Annotated in this window: 27 protein-coding genes; 18 read left to right on the top strand and 9 right to left on the bottom strand. The window is 25.1% G+C overall.

Annotated features, from left to right (window positions below; translation table 4 throughout):
- Positions 1–71 precede the first annotated feature (71 nt).
- Positions 72–905 (bottom strand): hypothetical protein, encoded by an 834-nt coding sequence (locus tag MSROBK_RS07045; RefSeq protein WP_040093752.1) that lies wholly within the window; start codon positions 903–905, stop codon positions 72–74.
- A gap of 258 nt (positions 906–1,163) precedes the next feature.
- Here MSROBK_RS07045 and MSROBK_RS07040 point away from each other — a divergent pair, with 258 nt between their 5' ends.
- The 4 genes from MSROBK_RS07040 (at position 1,164) to MSROBK_RS07025 (ending at position 4,174) form a co-directional block, all read left to right on the top strand.
- Positions 1,164–2,270, top strand: coding sequence for a hypothetical protein (locus MSROBK_RS07040; protein WP_227991181.1), 1,107 nt, complete (start codon positions 1,164–1,166; stop codon positions 2,268–2,270).
- 151 nt (positions 2,271–2,421) lie between these two features.
- Positions 2,422–3,402, top strand: a complete 981-nt coding sequence (locus MSROBK_RS07035; RefSeq protein WP_052443522.1) for an APC family permease — start codon at positions 2,422–2,424, stop codon at positions 3,400–3,402.
- A gap of 51 nt (positions 3,403–3,453) precedes the next feature.
- Complete coding sequence (locus MSROBK_RS07030) at positions 3,454–3,813, top strand: amino acid permease (RefSeq protein ID WP_105628960.1); 360 nt, start codon at positions 3,454–3,456, stop codon at positions 3,811–3,813.
- A 64-nt stretch (positions 3,814–3,877) separates the two neighbouring features.
- A complete protein-coding gene (locus MSROBK_RS07025; RefSeq protein WP_133165064.1) occupies positions 3,878–4,174 on the top strand; it encodes a hypothetical protein in 297 nt (98 codons plus the stop codon).
- Between the two features lie 14 nt (positions 4,175–4,188).
- Here MSROBK_RS07025 and MSROBK_RS07020 read toward each other — a convergent pair whose 3' ends face one another.
- The 5 genes from MSROBK_RS07020 to MSROBK_RS07005 all read right to left on the bottom strand — a co-directional run bounded on the left by MSROBK_RS07020 (position 4,189) and on the right by MSROBK_RS07005 (position 7,354).
- Positions 4,189–5,088 (bottom strand): hypothetical protein, encoded by a 900-nt coding sequence (locus tag MSROBK_RS07020; protein WP_227991180.1) that lies wholly within the window; start codon positions 5,086–5,088, stop codon positions 4,189–4,191.
- 314 nt (positions 5,089–5,402) lie between these two features.
- Positions 5,403–5,801, bottom strand: coding sequence for a transposase family protein (locus MSROBK_RS13930; protein ID WP_242441474.1), 399 nt, complete (start codon positions 5,799–5,801; stop codon positions 5,403–5,405).
- Entirely contained in the window at positions 5,786–6,157 is a 372-nt protein-coding gene (locus MSROBK_RS13925; RefSeq protein WP_040093092.1) for an IS5 family transposase, read from the bottom strand. Before MSROBK_RS13925 ends, MSROBK_RS13930 begins: the two co-directional genes overlap by 16 nt.
- A gap of 107 nt (positions 6,158–6,264) precedes the next feature.
- Positions 6,265–6,678: an MFS transporter gene (locus tag MSROBK_RS07010; RefSeq protein WP_040093750.1), complete on the bottom strand. Its 414-nt coding sequence runs from the start codon at positions 6,676–6,678 to the stop codon at positions 6,265–6,267.
- Between the two features lie 25 nt (positions 6,679–6,703).
- Positions 6,704–7,354: a glycerophosphodiester phosphodiesterase gene (locus tag MSROBK_RS07005; protein ID WP_052443519.1), complete on the bottom strand. Its 651-nt coding sequence runs from the start codon at positions 7,352–7,354 to the stop codon at positions 6,704–6,706.
- Between the two features lie 68 nt (positions 7,355–7,422).
- On the opposite strand from MSROBK_RS07005, the gene MSROBK_RS13920 reads away from it, so the two are divergent.
- Together MSROBK_RS13920 and MSROBK_RS13915 are read left to right on the top strand one after the other, a co-directional pair.
- Positions 7,423–7,875 (top strand): IS5 family transposase, encoded by a 453-nt coding sequence (locus MSROBK_RS13920; RefSeq protein ID WP_040092647.1) that lies wholly within the window; start codon positions 7,423–7,425, stop codon positions 7,873–7,875.
- Positions 7,860–8,258, top strand: coding sequence for a transposase family protein (locus MSROBK_RS13915; protein WP_242441474.1), 399 nt, complete (start codon positions 7,860–7,862; stop codon positions 8,256–8,258). Before MSROBK_RS13920 ends, MSROBK_RS13915 begins: the two co-directional genes overlap by 16 nt.
- Before the next feature lie 85 nt (positions 8,259–8,343).
- On the opposite strand, the gene MSROBK_RS06995 is transcribed toward MSROBK_RS13915, so the two are convergent.
- Positions 8,344–8,490, bottom strand: a complete 147-nt coding sequence (locus tag MSROBK_RS06995) for a hypothetical protein (RefSeq protein ID WP_157944242.1) — start codon at positions 8,488–8,490, stop codon at positions 8,344–8,346.
- A gap of 342 nt (positions 8,491–8,832) precedes the next feature.
- Between MSROBK_RS06995 and MSROBK_RS06990 the strand changes: the two genes are divergently transcribed.
- The 10 genes from MSROBK_RS06990 (at position 8,833) to MSROBK_RS13905 (ending at position 19,955) form a co-directional block, all read left to right on the top strand.
- Positions 8,833–9,657: a nucleotidyltransferase family protein gene (locus MSROBK_RS06990; RefSeq protein ID WP_040093749.1), complete on the top strand. Its 825-nt coding sequence runs from the start codon at positions 8,833–8,835 to the stop codon at positions 9,655–9,657.
- Positions 9,658–9,772: 115 nt separating this feature from the next.
- A complete protein-coding gene (locus MSROBK_RS06985) occupies positions 9,773–10,807 on the top strand; it encodes an alpha/beta hydrolase (protein ID WP_040093748.1) in 1,035 nt (344 codons plus the stop codon).
- Positions 10,808–10,925: 118 nt separating this feature from the next.
- Complete coding sequence (locus MSROBK_RS06980; RefSeq protein WP_040093747.1) at positions 10,926–11,588, top strand: hypothetical protein; 663 nt, start codon at positions 10,926–10,928, stop codon at positions 11,586–11,588.
- 18 nt (positions 11,589–11,606) lie between these two features.
- Entirely contained in the window at positions 11,607–12,335 is a 729-nt protein-coding gene (locus tag MSROBK_RS06975; protein ID WP_040093746.1) for a hypothetical protein, read from the top strand.
- A gap of 172 nt (positions 12,336–12,507) precedes the next feature.
- A complete protein-coding gene (locus MSROBK_RS06970) occupies positions 12,508–16,170 on the top strand; it encodes an AAA domain-containing protein (RefSeq protein WP_040093745.1) in 3,663 nt (1,220 codons plus the stop codon).
- An 8-nt stretch (positions 16,171–16,178) separates the two neighbouring features.
- Positions 16,179–17,666: a hypothetical protein gene (locus MSROBK_RS06965; protein WP_040093744.1), complete on the top strand. Its 1,488-nt coding sequence runs from the start codon at positions 16,179–16,181 to the stop codon at positions 17,664–17,666.
- A 234-nt stretch (positions 17,667–17,900) separates the two neighbouring features.
- Positions 17,901–18,185: a hypothetical protein gene (locus MSROBK_RS06960; RefSeq protein WP_040093743.1), complete on the top strand. Its 285-nt coding sequence runs from the start codon at positions 17,901–17,903 to the stop codon at positions 18,183–18,185.
- The gene (locus tag MSROBK_RS06955; protein WP_052443518.1) at positions 18,167–18,658 is read left to right on the top strand and encodes an SPE_1075/MLC_0560 family membrane protein; all 492 of its coding nucleotides are present in this window, start codon (positions 18,167–18,169) and stop codon (positions 18,656–18,658) included. Before MSROBK_RS06960 ends, MSROBK_RS06955 begins: the two co-directional genes overlap by 19 nt.
- A gap of 448 nt (positions 18,659–19,106) precedes the next feature.
- The gene (locus MSROBK_RS13910) at positions 19,107–19,559 is read left to right on the top strand and encodes an IS5 family transposase (RefSeq protein WP_040093163.1); all 453 of its coding nucleotides are present in this window, start codon (positions 19,107–19,109) and stop codon (positions 19,557–19,559) included.
- Positions 19,560–19,955: a transposase family protein gene (locus tag MSROBK_RS13905; protein ID WP_416375048.1), complete on the top strand. Its 396-nt coding sequence runs from the start codon at positions 19,560–19,562 to the stop codon at positions 19,953–19,955.
- Positions 19,956–20,075: 120 nt separating this feature from the next.
- Here MSROBK_RS13905 and MSROBK_RS13900 read toward each other — a convergent pair whose 3' ends face one another.
- Both MSROBK_RS13900 and MSROBK_RS13895 read right to left on the bottom strand, forming a co-directional pair.
- Complete coding sequence (locus tag MSROBK_RS13900) at positions 20,076–20,474, bottom strand: transposase family protein (protein ID WP_416375047.1); 399 nt, start codon at positions 20,472–20,474, stop codon at positions 20,076–20,078.
- A complete protein-coding gene (locus MSROBK_RS13895; protein ID WP_040092446.1) occupies positions 20,459–20,911 on the bottom strand; it encodes an IS5 family transposase in 453 nt (150 codons plus the stop codon). The genes MSROBK_RS13900 and MSROBK_RS13895 overlap by 16 nt, the downstream gene beginning before the upstream one ends.
- Positions 20,912–21,591: 680 nt before the next feature.
- Between MSROBK_RS13895 and MSROBK_RS11755 the strand changes: the two genes are divergently transcribed.
- Both MSROBK_RS11755 and MSROBK_RS11750 read left to right on the top strand, forming a co-directional pair.
- Complete coding sequence (locus tag MSROBK_RS11755) at positions 21,592–21,825, top strand: hypothetical protein (RefSeq protein WP_227991179.1); 234 nt, start codon at positions 21,592–21,594, stop codon at positions 21,823–21,825.
- A 19-nt stretch (positions 21,826–21,844) separates the two neighbouring features.
- The gene (locus MSROBK_RS11750) at positions 21,845–22,024 is read left to right on the top strand and encodes a hypothetical protein (protein ID WP_227991177.1); all 180 of its coding nucleotides are present in this window, start codon (positions 21,845–21,847) and stop codon (positions 22,022–22,024) included.
- The last annotated feature ends 139 nt before the right edge of the window (positions 22,025–22,163 follow it).

Below are 22,163 nucleotides of genomic sequence, written 5' to 3'. Positions count from 1 at the left end.
AAATAATTAAGATGAGTAATAAATAGATTATTCGACAGTATTAATTTTATTTATTTACATAAAAAAATGCATTATTTTGAATAATGCATAACATAAGTGTTGAAATATAAATCTTGTGGCTTAAAACCTAGTTCTTGGTATAGGGGCACTTTATCAATTGGAGCAACCATTCCTACACTTTGATATTTTGCTTTTTGGGCTTGATTTAATAAATGGTTTAACATTTTTTTCTCATCATTAGGGTGTTCGTTATCATAACTAATAATTTCACCAATCACAGCAAGTGCTGCTTCAAAATAAATAATACCAGTTACTATTGGAACATCATCTTTTGTTAATGTTGCAACATAACAAAGATTACAAGTTTGGTCCAAAGCAGCAGTACTTGTTGGTGTTGGTAAATCTTTTAACGGTAATTCATTGTCATTAACAATCTTAAGATTATTAGCACTGGTAAGTTTCGTATCATTAATTTCTTTTAAAGTTTTTAGATCTGTTGCAGTAATAAATTTTTCATTTTCTGATAATTCAACTGTTGTGGAAAAGGTTGTGAGATCTAATAACATTCCGTTCCCAGTTCGCCAATGATTTAATCCGCTTTTTTTAAAAAATGATCGTTCACCCTGAGTATTATCAATTGTAATGGTACATCAGATGAAGGGTGTTTTTTCTGAATAAAATTCATCAATAATTTCACCAGCTTTTGCGAATTGTTCTGATGTTGTTAAATGAAAACTAACAACCCCATTAGTGCTATCTTTTAGTTTGCGCGTATCAATTTGGTAAAATAAATTACTGTTATCAAACTTTGTTATTTGCAAATCATTATCATGCTTAGGGTCAATGTTGTAATTTATATAACTCACAATTAACTGGTTTAATTTTTCATTGTTAAAATTAAACATTTTAAATCCCCCTCTTTATTTGAATATAATTTTATCACTTTTTCTAAACATAGAAAGTCTTTTTATTAAGATTTAATATTATTTCCTAATCTTTTTCGTTATATTTACTTGTGATTTAGGGCAAAAAAGGCTAGAATATAAGTATTATATTGACTGTGAAGGAGTTTTGGTATGTTTAAATGGAATCCTCGGGTACATTTTTATTTACGTTTAGCTACGCTAATTTTACTGAGTTTATTTCTATTACTTGATTTAATAATGGCAATTTATTATCCACAACCAAAATTTGCCCATTTGGGTTACGGAGAACGGGTTTCAAATTATTATTCATTTTTTACAACGCAAACAAACTATATTGTCGCCTTATATTTTTTCTTATATTTATTTGAATCAAAATTTAAAAATACAAAGCCGCATTATATTATTCAATTAGCAGTTACAACATACATCACTATTACAATGTTAGTTTTTTGGATTGGAATTGTTGGTCAAAAAGATCAAGCGCATCAGTATCGTCCTTATCATTGGGTTGCAACAATTATTTTACACTTAATTATGCCAGTAACAATGATTACTAGTTATGTTTTAACATCAGGTGACCATTATTACTATTATGAAGATCACCATAAAAAATATTTATGATTAATTATGTTATATATGGTGTTGTATTTAACAATTATTCTTTTACGAGGGACTTATCGTCATTTAGATGGTAAAGATCCGAGTACATTATTTCCATACTTTTTCTTAAATTACTTCCAGCCTGGTGGGGATATTATGGTTGCCACCGCGTTGGTTGTCATTTGTGTTGTTGCCGTGTCATTACAATACTTTTATATTTTTATTAATAACTTATTGTACTTCCGTTACTATCGTAATAAGAATGTTAAAATTGTACCAATTCAATATGTGATGTACACTAATAAGGTCACAATCACTGGTTTTATTATTGGTATTATTGTGTTAACTTTTAACATTGGAATCAATATTCTTTATGTTATTTCTGCTTCGCTGCATGAAATTGTGGATGATAGAAGAAGTATTCAAATTATAAAACAATATCAAATTGATGATCATGTCTTAATTGCCTTTATTTTTATTTCCTTCTTAGCTTTAATTGGATTTATTACTTGTTTTGTTTTTGCATTACGTGGTAAAATTGGTGCACGAATTGCTGGCGCATTATTAATGATTGCATTGATGTTCTTTACATGAATTTGAGTTGTTGGACCAATCTTCTGTTTAATTACAGCCTTAATTATTTTCAATGGACATGAGAAAGTAACGGACATTACATTAGTAGAAGCACATAATTTACGCCAATTGAAAAAAACAAGAAAGGCACAGAAAAAGTTAGCTAAATAACATTTATTTTGAAAATAATTTGTTAGTTACTAAGTAAACATTAACAAGTTATTTGTTATAATTAAAAAAATTATTGACTTTATTAAAAATATTTGAAAAAACGATATGATATTTTTAGATTTAAAAAAAATTAGAAAAGAGGCCATAAAAAATGAAAGAACAAAAGAAAACGACTGCTCAGAGCAAGAAGTTTAGTTTGCCAGAATTAGTTTGATTAGGATTTAATTATACTTGTGGGATTGCTTTTACTTCAGTTTATGCAACAATGATGTTTTCAGAAGTTGATAAAACGGGGCAGTTTTTAGGGATGCATATGATTTGAATCTTCTTAGTGGAGTGGTTAGTGGCCGGAACTTGTGCGTGAGCATTTAATAAGTTATCACAAGTACACCCCGCTGGGAATGGTGCTAGTTATATTTATGTTCGAACAAATTTTGGAAAATTTTGAGGATGATTAATTTCATTCTTACAATATACGACATTACCAATTATTGTTACATCACAAATTGTTTCAATGATTCGTTTAAATTTTGTTGGTTCAGGAACATTTCTTGATACAAAAGATATTTTAGGCAATTGAGCAAACTTAATTTGAGATGCAATTGGAATTGCTATTTATATGTTAGTGTCATTTACATTATTCTTAGGAATGCGTTTATTGAAACGTTATTTAAATGCTTCTAGTTATATTAAATGAGGTTCAACAGGATTATTGATTATTGCGTTGATTGCCTTATTTATTATTAATGGAACTTCTGCGTGAGATGTTAATGCTAGTCCAAAGTACACCACCTTAAATCCAACTAATTTTTCAATTGCTTTTACCTCGTGTTTCTTTTTCTTTTTAGGGTTTGAAACATATGCCACAATTGGAAAAAATGTTTGTAATCCAGAACGCAATATTGGTCGTAGTATTATTTGAACAATGACATTAGCAATTATCTTTTATGTTGTTGTTACCATCTTAATGTTAGGAGCAGTTGCGGGCGCATTTACTAATAATCCAAATTTACAAATTTTCCGGTTATTAGGTAATCATGTTGGACAGTGAATTTATTATGCTGGTGTTATTATTATTATTATTATTATGTTAATTTGTACTATTTCGCTAAAAGCAAATGCGGGAATGTAAAATGCGTTATATTCAGGAGCGATTTTAGAACCATTTGCCGTGGAAGGGTTAATGCCAAGTAAATATAAAGAATTAAATAAAAATGGAATTCCTTTTAAAGCTTCGTTTTTAAACTTAATTATTACTTTTATCTTTGCAATGATTTGATTATTTATTCCTGATATTATTCAAGGTGCAACGGGTGGCAATGCTGTCTTCTCGTATGCTGCTATTACTGGGGAAGCATCATTAATTATGACTATTATTTATTCGTTTGTGATAATGGTTGCTTTAAAGTTAGGATTTACGAAAAAAATGCGGGTAAAGGTTTGAAAAATGATTGCTTGATCATTAGTATTAATTTTCTTAATTTGACAATTTGTGCAATTCTTTGTTGACTTAGGACGCTCATATCATACTGCAATTAATTAGTTAAATACAGGTGCTTCAAAAGGAATTGCAACGATTGTATCAAATACATTAGAAATTGCTTATATTGTCGGAATGATTAGTTTTGCTGTTATTTGGTATTACACATACTATTGAAAAAAAATATCAAGCACGATTAAAAACCAATCCACAATTACAAGCGACTTTAGATGCTTCCTTTACGGTAACAGATGATTGAAATTATGTTGTGAAGGAAATTCAAACTGAATTAGATCGTTATTTAGTTCGAAATCAAAAAATTTATCAATCTAAAGATAATCCAAATTATCAGGATGCTAAACATATTCGCCAGGAAGCTTATCAGGCTGAAGGGGATTTACAAGAACCTGACAAAACAGAATAAAATTAAATGTTATTTTAAAAAAAAGAACTGTTGTCGTTGACAGTTCTTTTTTTTAAAAATTCAAGGGTAACAAGTTGTTGTTTTTGTCGCTTCTCTTTTTTTAGAACCAATAATAATAGAACACCTGCGAGAGAGGCAAAAAGGCCAATTCCTGTAATAATTGTTAAACTAATTTGGTTTGCTAATTTATTAGTTAGATAACCCGTTTCAGTTCCATAATGTTTTAATAAAATTGAATCAATTTGTCAAAATCAGGCATCTGGTGAAAAAGCAATAAATGAGATTAACCCAACAGAGGCAGCATATTCTTTTTGACTAATATTAATTTCATAAATTGTTGCTCAACGGTTGGTAACTAATGATCAACAAATAATTCCTAATGTTAAATATAAAATAACAATTAAAGTTTGAATAACAATTTTTCAAGTTGATGATAATGATTCAAATGACGTTTCATTATAACCAGGTAAACTAATCGCAGTAATAGTAATTAAGGATGCTAAACTTAAACCAATTACAATAAATAAAATATATTTTTGGGTACGATCAGCTAATTTACCAGCAGGGGCATTAAATAAAAACCGGAAGAAATATGTTCGTAAAATTCCTACAACAACGACAATAATTGGTAGAATTTTTAAGGCATCTTGCATAAAAGTTACAAAAATACTTAAACCAGATTGATACATATAAACTCCCATAATTAATAAAGTAACAATTCATAATTTAAAATTTTTTAATGTTTTACCTAATTCTTTAATATCAAAATTATTATTTTGATTAGAATTATGATTTATATTAGGAACAAATTTTCATAATAAAATACAATTAATAAAAATTAAACCCGAAAAAATAAAGACAAGAGTACTAAAAGCTCAGTTTCCTAATGACTCTGTTCAAACATTTTCAAACAATCAAAAGACTAAATAAGCGATTGCAATTATAACTGTTCCAATCAACCCATTTAAACTACCATTAATTCCATTTAGTTTACCGTTTTGAGCAGGAGTTCCTTGTTCTTATAACAATTTCCATAGCGCACTTCAAAAAAATAAAGCAAGTAATAGACTTCTTGCATTACTTGTTAAAAAATTGCAAATATTTGTAAAAAAGATACTAATAGAAAAATATAATTTTAATTAATTATGTTTTTTATTTAAAAATTTAATATTTTTCCACAACGAAAAATTAATTTATTATTTAAATTATTTAATTTTAAATAAATATTTTATGTTAAATATAATAATTGTAAATTATAAATTGAGGCAATTAAATTAAATCTTAAACCAAATCTTTTTCTTCGATTACGATATTTTTCTGTAATAATTTTAAATTTTTTAAGAATAGCAAAAATATTTTCAATAATAATTCTCATTTTTGAAACTAGTCTATTATATTGCTTTTGTTCTTTGTTTAAAGGGTTTTTCTTTGTTTTCTTTGTAGGTATTAGAACATTATTGTGATTTTTTTGTATTCCTTGATAACCACTATCAACTATTAATTTGGTATTTTTTAAAATTGGGATTTTTGATTCTTTAAATAAAGCATAATCATGTTTTTTTCCGAGCGAAAAACTTGTTGCAATAATTTTTTTGGTTTCTTGTTCGATAATTACTTGTGTTTTGATCGTGTGTTTTTTCTTTTTACCAGAATAAGATTGTTTTTGTCTTTTTTTGGGCGTTGGATTGGAGTTTCGGTAGCATCAATAATAATAGTTTTATCATTAAAATAATCATTTATTAGTGCTTTTTTACCAGCAAGTTGTTGAAAATCAGAGTTTTTAATTAAAATATCTTCAATTCACTTAATATTACGATAACAATTAGCCTCACTAATATCAAAACTTTTACCAAGATGAAAATAAGTCTGATATTCTCGTCAATATAATAAAGTCATCAATAATCTATTTTCTAATGATAATTTATTAGTTTTACCACCTTTTTTAAATTTTTCTATTTCAGCAACTTTTAAAATATCTAACATTTTATTAAAAGTGGATTTTTTTATTCCTGTTAATCTTAACCATTCTCTATCATTAAGAGTATTAAATTTATTATTGTTAATATTTTTATGTCCTCATAAATTATATTTTATAATAATATTTTAATAAAAAAGGGTATCGCAAGAAGTCTAATAAAACTTCATAAGGAAAAAATAACATAAACTTGAATAATTTTTCCACTAGTAATAAAAGGAATTAAGCCATATCAAATACTGACAATCCCAATTCCAGTTAACCCAATTAGGGTTAACTTTTTTAAATTAAAGCGATCGGCAAAATAACCGCCCAGAAAATAACTTAATAATGCTACATATTCATAAATAGCATTGACTTGGGAAAACTGCGAGGCGCTAATTCCCAATCCTTCTGAAATTTTGACAGAAGAAATAACGTTTTTTAAGTAGAATTGGATAGCCATTACTAAGACATCAGCTAGTGCTAAAATAGCAATAATTCATATTGTTTTGCTACTAATTTTTTTCTGTTGTTCTGATGTTTCCATTTTGTTTCCTTTCAAAATAAAAATATTATTTTAAGGTCGGATTTAAGGTTGCAATGTCACTAATATAACTATGGACAAAATCTTGGGGATATAAATTATTAATAATTTTAAGATCTTTTTCATTTTTAAAAGTTCAGATATTTAATGGTAAATTAAGATTTTTAATAATAGCAACATTCTTTTTTTGCTTGGCTGTTGCAATTGACGGATGTAAATAATCAAATTTGTTAATTAAAGTTTGATCAATATCTTTTAAACTCTCAATTAAATAACCTTTTTTAAAAGGGTTATTTAAATTACTAATAAATTTTAAAGCGTCATGGCCAAATGAAGAAACAATAATTTCAGCATTTGTTTTTGTTTGTAGTAATAACAATTCTTGTTTAATCAAAGTAAATTCTTGTTCATTATAACGATCTGGTTTGATTTCAACATTAATTACTTGGTATTGCTTAGCAATTTTGTTAGTAAAATCATCAATCAATAAGGGTGGTAAAAATTCGGGATTTTTTTTAAAAAAATCAAGCTCTTTAATTTCTTGATAAGTAAAATGGCGAACAGTTTTATTAACATTCCCAATTCTTTTAAAATTATGGTCATAAAAAATAATAATTTGATGATTTTTAGTCATTCGAATATCAAATTCAACTCCAGGAAAAGTTTCTAATGCATTAATAGACTTCTTGCGATACCCTTTTTTATTAAAATATTATTATAAAATATAATTTATGAGGACATAAAAATATGAACAATAATAAATTTAATACTCTTAATGATAGAGAATGGTTAAGATTAACAGGAATAAAAAAATTCACTTTTAATAAAATGTTAGATATTTTAAAAGTTGCTGAAATAGAAAAATTTAAAAAAGGTGGTAAAACTAATAAATTATCATTAGAAAATAGATTATTGATGACTTTATTATATTGACGAGAATATCAGACTTATTTTCATCTTGGTAAAAGTTTTGATATTAGTGAGGCTAATTGTTATCGTAATATTAAGTGAATTGAAGATATTTTAATTAAAAACTCTGATTTTCAACAACTTGCTGGTAAAAAAGCACTAATAAATGATTATTTTAATGATAAAACTATTATTATTGATGCTACCGAAACTCCAATCCAACGCCCAAAAAAAGACAAAAACAATCTTATTCTGGTAAAAAGAAAAAACACACGATCAAAACACAAGTAATTATCGAACAAGAAACCAAAAAAATTATTGCAACAAGTTTTTCGCTCGGAAAAAAACATGATTATGCTTTATTTAAAGAATCAAAAATCCCAATTTTAAAAAATACCAAATTAATAGTTGATAGTGGTTATCAAGGAATACAAAAAAATCACAATAATGTTCTAATACCTACAAAGAAAACAAAGAAAAACCCTTTAAACAAAGAACAAAAGCAATATAATAGACTAGTTTCAAAAATGAGAATTATTATTGAAAATATTTTTGCTATTCTTAAAAAATTTAAAATTATTACAGAAAAATATCGTAATCGAAGAAAAAGATTTGGTTTAAGATTTAATTTAATTGCCTCAATTTATAATTTACAATTATTATATTTAACATAAAATATTTATTTAAAATTAAATAATTTAAATAATAAATTAATTTTTCATTGTGGAAAAATATTAAATTTTTAAATAAAAAACATAATTAATTAAAATTATATTTTTCTATTAGTATCTTTTTTACAAATATTTGCAATTTTTTAACAAGTAATGCAAGAAGTCTAATAAAATCAACCATACGATTTTCTCCGGCGGGGGGGGGGCTACGAAAACCTTGATGTGCAATTAACATAAATAAATTCCTTCCTTTTATAAGTATTAAATAACATATTTACAAATAATGTGTTAAAAATTATTAATAAATATTTTAATTAAAATTATTTTTTGATAATTTTTGGTAAGGTTATTTAGTTTGATTATAATGCCTTTTAAAAATAATTAGGATAAAAACATTATTTAAAAAATAAATGATAATATTAAATTAAAGACTATGGAAATTCTACATTAATTTAAGGAACATTTCTTCATATAAAGGATAAATGTCAAAAATAGATGGAGAATAAATTTATGACATATCTATGGTTATATAAAGAACTTAAAAAAAAAGAATAATTTTAATTTTAAGTATAAAAAAATGTTAGAAAAATTTGAGGATGTTAAATTTATTTTAACTAAAAATAATTTTATTTTTAAAAGTCAAATAGCCTTAAAAGGTTCAGTAAAAACAAAAACTGTTTATTTTGAAAGAAAATTAAAAGACAATGATTTAGATATTTCAATAAAATATTTTGAAAATGAATTAAATCTTGAAAAATTTAAAAAAATAAAAACAGATATTTTTAATTTTTTAGAAGAAAGTGTTGGAAAAGGCAAGGAAGTAAAAGATAACAATAGGTCAATACAAATTACGGGAAAAAATCAAATTAAAGTTGATATTGTTCCGATATTTTCAATTAAAGATTGTGATTATGTTTTTAAAAATTATGATAATTTAGAAGAGACATATGATGAAAAGTTATTTAATAAAATAAATAATACGTATAAGAATACAAATTTCTTTAAATTTGTATATATAATTAGGAACATTATTAATAAAGTTGCAAAGATTTTAAATATACCACTACAAGCAATCATCTTAGATATTTTAGAAGAAGAAAAAAACTTCGATGACTTATTAGAAGTATCTCAATTTCATAAAATGTTGTTTTTTATATCAAAAAAATTTTGAGATATGTATCATTTAAATACTAAAATTTATCAAAATAAAGAAGGTTTTTCTTTTAAATTAAAAAATAAGGCAAATGATAGAAAAACGTGTAAAAACTATATTTCTTATTTGATTCATGTCGATGAATATGTACAAGAGTGATATAAACTTTATAATAAAAAGTTAGAATATAAAAAAGAACTTGATATTGAAGAGTATCTTAGAAGAAAAGAACAAGAATATGTTAAATAGATTAATTAAATAATGTAAATTCATTTAATTAATCTATTTAATTTAGTTAAGATTTTCTCTCTTTTTGTTGTATAATTAATAATTATATATTAAATAACAAATTGGTGGTGAAACTATGGAGGCAAATTACAAAAAAAGTTTACGAAAACTAAGACAATATAATTACACTTTTTTTAAAGTTTTATTAGTAATTATCTTATTTCCAATTGTTTTATTACTATCCTTTATTTGTTCAAAAGTATTTGTGCCATATCTTTTTGAATATAAACGGAGTGGTATTGATCAAAATAATGTTGAATTAAATACCTTACAACAGTTAGAAGCTGATGTTAAAGCGAAAAAACTAAAAGATTTTGTTATTAATGAAAATGATTTACAAGAATCATTTATTGAATTTAATAATAATAAAATTAGTACATTAACGTTAGAACATCCAACTTCAACGAAATGAGTTGTTGGGTTACATGGTTTTAAACGAAATAAATATATTGGGTTACGAAATATCTATCATTTTTATCAATCGGGATATAACATCTTAACATTTGATGCTTACGCGCACGGAAATACTTATGGTAATAAATCTGATTTAGGTGTTACTAATTCAATTATTTTAAATTTTTTAATTACATGATTAAAACAAAATAAAAATCCAAGTGTGATTGGTGTCTTTGGGATTAGTATGGGAGCATCAACAGCATTATGATTTGCCCATCAGTTTTATTATGAAAATAAAATTGATTGATTAATTGTTGATTGTCCATTTTCACAACCAGTACAACAAATTCGTGCTTTTTTACGAAAATATGTTAAGTTACCATGATGATTAATATCGTTAGGAATTAACCGTAACTTTCGTAAGCATTCAAAAACAAATTTAAAACATATGAATTTATTAAAAGAAAATCAACGCCTAAAAGATTTACCAATTTTATTTATTCATGGGACAAAAGATAGTTTTGTAAAATATCATAATTCAGTGGTGATGTATTATTTACAACAACAAGAAAGTCAGAAGAGTGAAATCTTTTTAGTTAATAAAGCAGAACATACAGGGGCTATTGTTGTTGATCAAAATGCATATAAAGAAAAAACATTAGCGTTTGCTAAGAAATGAGATTTAAATTTTTCAGAAAAAAATTTGATAGTTTAATAAATTATGATGATTCTTATTGGTTAATTCAATAAGAATTATTTTTTATGCTACAATGAAATTAAGAAAAAATTATGATAATTGTTTATTAATTGTTCACTAAAAGGGACGTTTAATAATGAAAAAGTTATTAATTATTTTTATTATCATTTCATTAACAACCTTAACAATTAATATAACAAATGATAGTTTATTAAAACAAAAAATAGAAACAGAACAACGGATGAGCCTACCAACAAGTAAAATAACTTCTGATCAACAGATAGGGCAGGATGATAATTTAATTAGTGTTGAACAGCACAATAATTTATTAGCTGCAATTAAAAAAATAGAAAATAAAATTAAAATTAATCGTCAACAATTAAATCAAACGTTATGAAGTCCAACGGTCTATCAGTTTTTAACAAGTGATGAGTATCTTGCTTATTTAGAACTAATGAGTCAGTTAGGTATCCTTAAGTTTAATGCTGATGAACCATCTTTTTTTAATAATATTGCATATGGTTGACACAATGGTTTTATGCAAGAAACAAAGTGATACTGGTTTGGATATTGAAAACTACACATTGCAAAATGAAGATGTGATCAAGTCTATAATTTATTAACAAATGGTGGCAATGCTAGTAGTATTTTTGCTGATGGACTGTCACAAAAACCATATGGTACAATTATCGCGATTGCTAGTGAAATATTAAGTTTAATTGGAAATAATTGAAATACTGATGATGGGATGATAGTTCATTTTTATTTAGTGACTCCAGTTTGGTTTTCACATCGTTAATTGCAAAGCAATGTCATAATGAAAAATTATAAATTATTTTTATGAGGCATATGAATAATAGGACTTTATCAGCTTAGTATTTTAACAATTTTTCCATTCTTTTTATTTTATCAAGTCGTAGCAGTAAATGGTGGTGAAATAACAAGTTATTATTTTAATTATTCATTAGTGTGAGCATATTGCATGATTTTGGTTAGTTTTACTTTTTTTGGTTTTATTTGTAACATTGTTATTTTTTGTATTAAAACTAAAAAAGCAAAATTTATTCGACCAATCTTGATTTTGATTAGTGTGCTTCCTTCGATTATAATGTTTTTTCCTAGTTTGTTATTATATTTTGATCCTAGTTGTCAAGAAAGTCATACTTTTGATTTACAAAATTATAATGATAAATATAATAAAGTTGGAAAACAAGGTATTTGAATTTTTAATTTAGTAATGGTGGTTTGACTACTTTATGTTATTTTATTACCGCAGGAACTTAATTTCTTTATAACAAGAAAAGCAGAGTTAACAGTGCTAAAAATGTCATTTGAAACATTTTTAACAATTGTAATCCTTTTTATTGCAAGTTTAATTTCCTTTTGATTAGGATTAATTGCTATTAATTCAAAAAATAAAAAAGCACAATTATATGTAAGTATTATTTCTTATTTCTTAGCTCTTTCATTTCTTTATGGTGTTATTTTTCCAGTATTATTATTAACTTCACTATGTGGTGAAGTGCACAGATTATTTAACCGTTAACTTCATAACAATATCATTTTTATAATAACTTATACCTCGTTATACCTCGATAACTTTTTAATTTAGAAAAAAGTAGTATTTTTAAAATCAAAAATACTACTTTTATTTTTAATATTTTACAACTCTTAGCAAATGTGCTAGTATAATTAAGATTAATAGGAAGAGAAAAACTATGAAAAAAAATATTTTAACAATTTTAAGTGAGTATAAAAAACGACTATTAAATGACAAGTCAATAGGAGACATCTTTTTAACAAAAATTAATACAAAAAGTAAAAATATTATTAATTTGTTAGATTTGTTATTTTTGTCAAATCAAAATCCGGAAAAAGTGTGAAAAAATATTAGCAAAAAAGAAAATCTAATTATTACAAAATTATCAACAGAAACAATTAAAGAAATTTGTGGCTATGTTGGTGGAATTATTAATAAAAGTAGGAACGATGAAGAATTTGCTTTGCATTTAAAACAACATGGTTTTACTAAGTATCCAATTTTGCATTATTCAAAAATTCTTGAATTTATTTTTACGTTGTTTGTAAAAAAAGAGGGGAAAAAGATTACTGAAGAAAGTTTATTAAAATTAGAGAAAGTTATTACCGAAGAAACAACGAAAATTTTTAATAAATTTGCCCGAATTTTACAAGATGCTAAACTATATTTATTTGAAAAAAATATTAATCCTTTATATATTGGGTGACCATACATTGAAGGATTAACACAATCACAAAAAGTTTTTCGTGCCCCATTATTATTATGACCAATTACTGAAATTAGTCGAAATAAAACTAAAATTGTTCTTGCAACAAAACATGATGAAATCTTATTAAACTCAGCGATTCGTTTGAGTCAAATCAAAGATAGTAATTATAATGTTGCGGAATTTAGTTTTGATTCATTAACCTTAACAGATGATATTTTTATGAAGGCAATTACTGATTTAAAAACATTGGATTTTAAAGTTAAAAACGAAGACAGCATTAATTATTTACATAATTTAAATTATTATAAACAACAAGAACAATTGTTTCTCAAACATGATGAGAATTTAGAAAGTTATTTAAATAATAATTATCAGATTAATAATTTAGGATTAGTCCTTGATGGTTATTTTGGGATGTATAATATTTCCTCAACCACATTATATCGTGATTATTGTGATCTAGAAAAAGTTACTGATGATTCGGTTAATAAAATTTTTGAAAATGAATATAATGTCGAAGAAGATTGAAAAGAAAATCAGTTGCGATATCAAGAAAAGTTAACAGAAAGTGCTGTTATGGCTATTAATAATTATGATATTTCTCAAAAAGTAGCAATTAAAAAAGCTTTAGAAAAAAATACAATTATTCAAGGTCCACCGGGAACCGGAAAATCACAAACAATTAGTAATTTAATTGTTAATAATTTATGTCGTGGTGAACGAGTTCTTTTTTGTGCGGAAAAACAAGATGCAATTAAGGTAGTTTATAATAATATGAAAAAAATTCAAAATTATGCTTTAATGATTACGAATTTAGAAGAAAAGGAAAGTTTTTATCAAAAAATTTTAGATAGTATCAATAATATTAACCAGTTGTATCCACCAGTAGAAAGTGCAACATTCTTAAGCAAAATGGATACGATGTTTAATGATATTAAAAGATACAAAGCTTTTGTGCGTCAAAATGAGTATCAGGACTACCTCCAATTTTTAGATAATGTTAAAGCCCATCCAATGATATTAGATTTTGAATTATTAAGTCAGTTTTATTTCTTTGAATTAGAATATAATGATTATTTGCATCATTGTCATCGTATGTATCAGAATACAATCGTTGTTCAGAAATTTTTAGCGTTATTTAATGATTTTCCAAATTTTGCGGCACTTTATCATCGTTTTAGTACGAAAGAATTTAAAAAAATGTTAAAAAAAGCGACAGGATTAAAACCACAAAAATTTTTAGCGTTAATTTTTAATTTATTAAATAATAATCTGGTTAGTTACACAATTAATGGTGTTGATGAAAATAAATTTAACTTATTTAAAGTTGAAAAAGAAGAATTAATTGCGGCTTTGACAACAGAATTTAAAAATATTGATTATTTTGTTAATCGCTTGGAATTAATTGATCAAAATGATCGCTTACAACGTGAAGATAAAAACTATGAATTATATGCTTACTTAGGACCAATTATTGCGGATGAAGAAGACATCCCGTTGCTTTATCAACATTATTTTGTCCATCAATTTCAACTTAAACATGGAGCATTATTAAAGGTTGGTACATTGAATTGACGTCAGGAACTAACTAATTTAAGTAATAAATCAATGCTTAATACCACAGAATATTTAACTTATTTATATCATCAACAAATTCGTGATTCTATTAAAGAAAACTTCATTGAAACATTACCAAAAATTATTGAAGAATCTAAAAAGAAAACAAAAAGATCAATTACTTATTTTTTTAAAAATAATTATGAATTAATTAAAACGTTATTTCCAATGATTATGGTAACGCCAGATATTGCTTCGCAATTATTACCATTAAATCATCAGGAGTTTGACCAATTGATTTTTGATGAAGCGTCACAAATTTTTGTTGAACGAGCAATTCCAATTTTTTACCGCGCTAATCGGATTTTAGTAGCGGGAGATAAAAAACAATTAGGACCAACAAACTTTTTTTCATCGCGTTTTGATTATGAAGGGTTGGAAAATAGTGCCGAATTATTAGAAATTGAAACAAATTTAACAGATAAAAGTTTACTTGACTTTGCTAGTAAACAATATAATTCTAGTATGTTACGTTTTCACTACCGTTCAAAATATAGTGAATTAATTAATTTTTCTAATGCGGCTTTTTATGATAACAATTTAATTATGATTTCAAATAAGACAAAAAAAAATTTTCCCTTAAAACTAATTGAAGTTCCGGATGGAACTTGAAAAAACCGTGGTAATATTCCTGAAGCAAAACGGGTTGTTGCTTTAATAAAAGAAATCATTGTAACGCGCAAACAACAAGAAACAATTGGGGTTGTTACTTTTAACGAAGTTCAAAAAAACTTAATTTGACAATATTTGACAGAAGAATTTGAAAAAACACCAGAACTAGAACAAGAGTTGCACCGTGTTTATGATGGTCGGAATGAGGGATTATTTGTTAAAAATATTGAAAATATTCAAGGTGATGAACGTGATATTATTATTTTTTCAATTGGTTTTGCCCGCGATGAAAATAATAAATTTGCACAATTCTTTGGGCCGTTATCCCAAGCTGGGGGTGAAAACCGTTTGAATGTTGCTGTTACCAGGGCAAAAGAAAAAATTTATATTGTTAAATCATTTCCGTCATCATTAATTTCTGAAGATTCAAAACATCCTGGTCCGCGCTATTTTAAATATTATTTAGAATATGTTGAACAATTAAATCGTGGTAAAGACCAAGAACATAAAGTATTAGAAAAATTAGCAACAGCTAAAAGTTATCATCAAGAGCAACAAGGTTCTAAAGTTAACCGTCAATTTACATCCGAAGTTGCTGCTGCTTTAACAACCGTATTAAGCAAATATGATCGTTATCAAATTGCCACACATACTGTTCAAGGAACTTATCAAATTGATGTTACTGTTTATGATCAAAAAAATGATCATTATGTTTTAGGGATTATTTGTGATGATTTAATATATCCAATCGGAGTTGAACAAAAAGAATATGATTTTTATCGGCAAAAGTATTTAGTTGATCGTGGTTGAAAAATTGAATCAATTTTATATAGTAATTGAATGGTAAAGAATCAGCAAGCAGATCTTATTAACGACATTGTTCAAAAGATTATTGGTAAATAGGAGGCCTTATGAAATTTGATTTAGCTAAAATTAAAAAAATGAAAAATCTAACAGATTTAGACATATATTTATTTAAAACATATTTACCAAAAAATGGTAATCGAATTATTAAAGCTGAGTTATTAAATTTGATTCATACATATTTTCCAAGAGTAACATCAGATCAAGCAAATCAATTTATTACCTTGTTAAAAAATAACCGTGTTGTTTTTCTTCGTGGCTATGGTTATGTTGGTAATGAAACATTAGAATCATTTAACCGTCGCCAACAAGATGATGAAGAGGACGAACAAGAAAAGGTTCTGCGACCAACAGCGGTAATTAAAAAATTAGCACCAGTTGTTAAACAAAAAGAAAAACCAAAAGTTGTTGCAAAACCAAAAACAACATTAGTACGAAAAACGATTGATTTTAGTAGTTTATCTTTTTCGGACCGCTATCAAAATTTTATGCAATTATTATATCCAATTAAAAATGAAAAAGAAAAACCTAAAATTGCTTTAGTTGATATTCCTGATTTAACTTCTAATAATTTTGATGATAGCAGAAAAAATACAATGATGAAGGATGATGAAGATTATATTGACCCATCTAAACGAAATATTATTTTAAAAGATGAACCTGTTGCAGATATTGTAGAACAAACCGATGAATGAAACGAACCATCTAAAGCTGAAAAACTAGCTTTTGATTTTTCAAATCCGACTAGTTCGGAAACAATTTGACGAAAAATGAGTATTAGTCAATATCGAAAGTATTTTTTATCGTATCATCAAATTACCCAATTTCAATACCAAGGTTTAAATAAGTTTTTTATTGATTATTTATTAGCCTTACCAATTAATGATAGATTAATTATTAATTATTATGAAACAGCAATTACTAATAAGAAAGTTTATGAAGCTTTTTATGATAATTATTTACGGAATCGGATCAGATATGCTTTTTTAATTGATTATAATTTATTTTATGATGTTCCGTTAATTCAAAAGAATCTTAATAAATATCATAAAGATATTAAAAAAGCAGCGGAAAATATTATTGTTAATTTATTTATGCAATTTTTAACGTTGACTTTTAATGTCAATGAAAAAAAATTAGAGATTACTCCCGATGTGATCGAACAAATTAAAACTTTTTATTGAACATTTAATCAAAAAATGCATTTATTTGAATTTAAAGATTACATTTTTTCAACCAACCCAAAATGAAAAGAAGAATATGCGATGAACTTTATTAATTTTTTTGAAGGATATAAATTTACTTCAAATCAACAAGCAATCAATTTAATTATTGATCATCTTGAAAGTGATAAACTATTAGAATTATTAAAAGAGAAGATTAACAAAATTAACTTTCGAAAAACTACCATCAATGATCATGTCTTATGATATGATGTCAAAACAAGTTGTCATTTATTAGATAATGAATTAACTTATATTAAAGGAAACTTATTAAATAATATTCAAACTATTTTTGAAGAGACAATTGGTTAAGGTTTCTGTTGATACTGACCCATTTATTATTTAAAAAAATAAGGGAATATCATTTTTTAAATTTTTATTTTAAATAACCTTGCATTTCTTTATCCGCTTAGTAAAATTAAAGTACAAAAAAAGAAAGCTATTGAGGATACTATGAAAAAATGATTTAGTAAAATTAAATGACAGTGACAACAATTATGACATATTTTCTTGTTATAAGGTTTTTTGTTTTTTGTTGGCATTTATTTGACATCATTAGGGATTGCGATTTATGCGCCAACTAGTACTGGTGCTAGTCAAATTGATTTTACTATTTTTGCTTTGTTAGTCTTAATGTATGGTAATTATGCGTCGGGTCACTTAAATGATACGGTTCTAACTGCTCATTATGCCTTAGTGTTATGAATGTATTATTTAGTTTTAATTTTATTTACAATTATTTTTATGTTAATTGTAAATGTAAAAGCATATCGGAAAACAAAAGATCGTCAAATTTGAGTTAAATTTGCATTATGATTCTTGGCGATTTAATTTTAGTATGGTTATTACCACTGTTAATTCACTTTAATTGACAATATATTATTTCAGCGGATGGGATTCAACAATGAGCAGAGAGTTCTGGTGGTATTGCGGCGTGATTATTTTTAGGTGGTTTTTCATTATATTGTGTTGGGTTAGCAATTTGAATTTATAGTAAAACTTTATATGGTCCTTATAACCATGTTTGTGAAGCATTTATTAAACTAACAAAATTAAAATATCCTGTTGCTCAGATTTTATTAGATGTGATGATGGTTATTCCCGGGTTTATTTTCTGAGTCTTTTTACCATTAAATGATGATAAGTGAAGTTTTTTATTTACTAACTTTAGTTTTGGGACAAGGGCCTTTATATTTATTTCGGGACCATATGTTAATGTTGTTAAAAAAGTTTTAGCAAAATTTTTAAAAATTAATTTGTGGAAAGCAAATATTCTGGCACGAAATAATAGTGTTAGTACTTAATTATGAAACAGATTCTTTAAAATTAAAATAAAAGCACCTTCATGAATTAGATGAAGATGCTTTCATTACTCAAAATCTTTGCCAAGGAATAATCTTTGTTAAGAAAAGATTACATTGTATTAAGAATAGTTGTTACGGTCCTATTTGTAATTTCTATTGTTAAGCCTTGACTGATTTATCAATAAGTTGTATCAGTTGCCTTTGATAACTTATTTTCAAAAGTTTTTTTGTGTAGAGTGTGTAAATTTTTACACATATATTATTATAACCTATAAAATTAGGGGCTAAGAAAAGTATCAAATTATTTGCAAAATATAATTTATTTTGGAATTAATTTTAAAAGATATTTTATAAGAAAAGAAAATGTATTTTTTATTTAATAGACTTCTTGCGATACCCTTTTTATTAAAATATTATTATAAAATATAATTTATGAGGACATAAAAATATGAACAATAATAAATTTAATACTCTTAATGATAGAGAATGGTTAAGATTAACAGGAATAAAAAAATCCACTTTTAATAAAATGTTAGATATTTTAAAAGTTGTTGAAATAGAAAAATTTAAAAAAGGTGGTAAAACTAATAAATTATCATTAGAAAATAGATTATTGATGACTTTATTATATTGACGAGAATATCAGACTTATTTTCATCTTGGTAAAAGTTTTGATATTAGTGAGGCTAATTGTTATCGTAATATTAAGTGAATTGAAGATATTTTAATTAAAAACTCTGATTTTCAACAACTTGCTGGTAAAAAAGCACTAATAAATGATTATTTTAATGATAAAACTATTATTATTGATGCTACCGAAACTCCAATCCAACGCCCAAAAAAAGACAAAAACAATCTTATTCTGGTAAAAAGAAAAAACACACGATCAAAACACAAGTAATTATCGAACAAGAAACCAAAAAAAATTATTGCAACAAGTTTTTCGCTCGGAAAAAAACATGATTATGCTTTATTTAAAGAATCAAAAATCCCAATTTTAAAAAATACCAAATTAATAGTTGATAGTGGTTATCAAGGAATACAAAAAAATCACAATAATGTTCTAATACCTACAAAGAAAACAAAGAAAAACCCTTTAAACAAAGAACAAAAGCAATATAATAGACTAGTTTCAAAAATGAGAATTATTATTGAAAATATTTTTGCTATTCTTAAAAAATTTAAAATTATTACAGAAAAATATCGTAATCGAAGAAAAAGATTTGGTTTAAGATTTAATTTAATTGCCTCAATAGACTTCTTGCATTACTTGTTAAAAAATTGCAAATATTTGTAAAAAAGATACTAATAGAAAAATATAATTTTAATTAATTATGTTTTTTATTTAAAAATTTAATATTTTTCCACAACGAAAAATTAATTTATTATTTAAATTATTTAATTTTAAATAAATATTTTATGTTAAATATAATAATTGTAAATTATAAATTGGGGCAATTAAATTAAATCTTAAACCAAATCTTTTTCTTCGATTACGATATTTTTCTGTAATAATTTTAAATTTTTTAAGAATAGCAAAAATATTTTCAATAATAATTCTCATTTTTGAAACTAGTCTATTATATTGCTTTTGTTCTTTGTTTAAAGGGTTTTTCTTTGTTTTCTTTGTAGGTATTAGAACATTATTGTGATTTTTTTGTATTCCTTGATAACCACTATCAACTATTAATTTGGTATTTTTTAAAATTGGGATTTTTGATTCTTTAAATAAAGCATAATCATGTTTTTTTCCGAGCGAAAAACTTGTTGCAATAATTTTTTTGGTTTCTTGTTCGATAATTACTTGTGTTTTGATCGTGTGTTTTTTCTTTTTACCAGAATAAGATTGTTTTTGTCTTTTTTTGGGCGTTGGATTGGAGTTTCGGTAGCATCAATAATAATAGTTTTATCATTAAAATAATCATTTATTAGTGCTTTTTTACCAGCAAGTTGTTGAAAATCAGAGTTTTTAATTAAAATATCTTCAATTCACTTAATATTACGATAACAATTAGCCTCACTAATATCAAAACTTTTACCAAGATGAAAATAAGTCTGATATTCTCTTCAATATAATAAAGTCATCAATAATCTATTTTCTAATGATAATTTATTAGTTTTACCACCTTTTTTAAATTTTTCTATTTCAGCAACTTTTAAAATATCTAACATTTTATTAAAAGTGGATTTTTTTATTCCTGTTAATCTTAACCATTCTCTATCATTAAGAGTATTAAATTTATTATTGTTCATATTTTTATGTCCTCATAAATTATATTTTATAATAATATTTTAATAAAAAAGGGTATCGCAAGAAGTCTAATTTATAATTTACAATTATTATATTTAACATAAAATATTTATTTAAAATTAAATAATTTAAATAATAAATTAATTTTTCGTTGTGGAAAAATATTAAATTTTTAAATAAAAAACATAATTAATTAAAATTATATTTTTCTATTAGTATCTTTTTTACAAATATTTGCAATTTTTTAACAAGTAATGCAAGAAGTCTAATGAAAAATATTTTTTCGTTAAATAAAAATATAAGTGGTAAATTGTTATACACACTTTAAAAACATGATTAACATGATGCCCGTTTTAGTCCGCTGTTTTAATTTGTTATATAAAATTTTTGTTTTAAATTACTATTTTTTTCCAGTATGAATAGTTGTAAAAAAATATATTAACAAGATATAATTTAAATAGATTAAACTGTAGGCAAACATTCTTAATAGTTAAAGTAAAGGTTAAAAGAGAAAGTAGTAGAACAAGATGCAAAAAAATATAAAGAAACATGGCAAAATGATTGGATCGATTAGTGGTGGTTTATTAGCAGTATTGGGATTAAGTTTAGGACTATTTTTTGGGTTAAAAACTAGCAACATTGGTAATGATCATTTTGCAACAAAAAAACAAAATTATGAGAGATGATCACAGCAACTCCGCCCGATACAGCGCATGCTGTTTTTATTAATGGTTTTGTTGGAACTTCAATTGTGGAAAAATATTTAATAAAAAATGTTAAAGGAAAGTTTTCGGTTGATATTATTCGTAGTTATAAAAGTAGTGGTCGTGCTCCTGATGAAAATGAAAAAATTGCAAAATATAATTCAGCAATTTCTAAAAAATGATGTTGCAAAATATGCAAATGTTATTGATAAGTCGACAGAATTGTCACATATGAAATCATATTTTTGATTTAATAATAAAAATGGAATGATTCGTGCTTTAACGGGAAGTGGTAATTTTTCTAATAATGCATTATTAGAGGCACCTTCTTATAAGGGAGTTTTATATGATGTTACTAATTATAAAGGGGTTGGTCGTGATATTTTTTGTGGTGGGATTAACGCAACATAACAAGTAAATACAACAAGACTTAGTCAAATCTATCAAGCAAATTGTGCTGGTTTTGATATTAATAAGAAAGAAACTTATCAATCTGGGCCAAATGTTATTAAAGAAAAATCACAATTTAATGATATTGTTAATATTCAAA

Source organism: Spiroplasma poulsonii (assembly GCF_009866525.1).
Taxonomy (GTDB): domain Bacteria; phylum Bacillota_I; class Bacilli_A; order Mycoplasmatales; family Mycoplasmataceae; genus Spiroplasma; species Spiroplasma poulsonii.
Note: the sequence above shows the minus strand (reverse complement) of the source record. Positions and strands in the feature narration are given on the sequence as shown.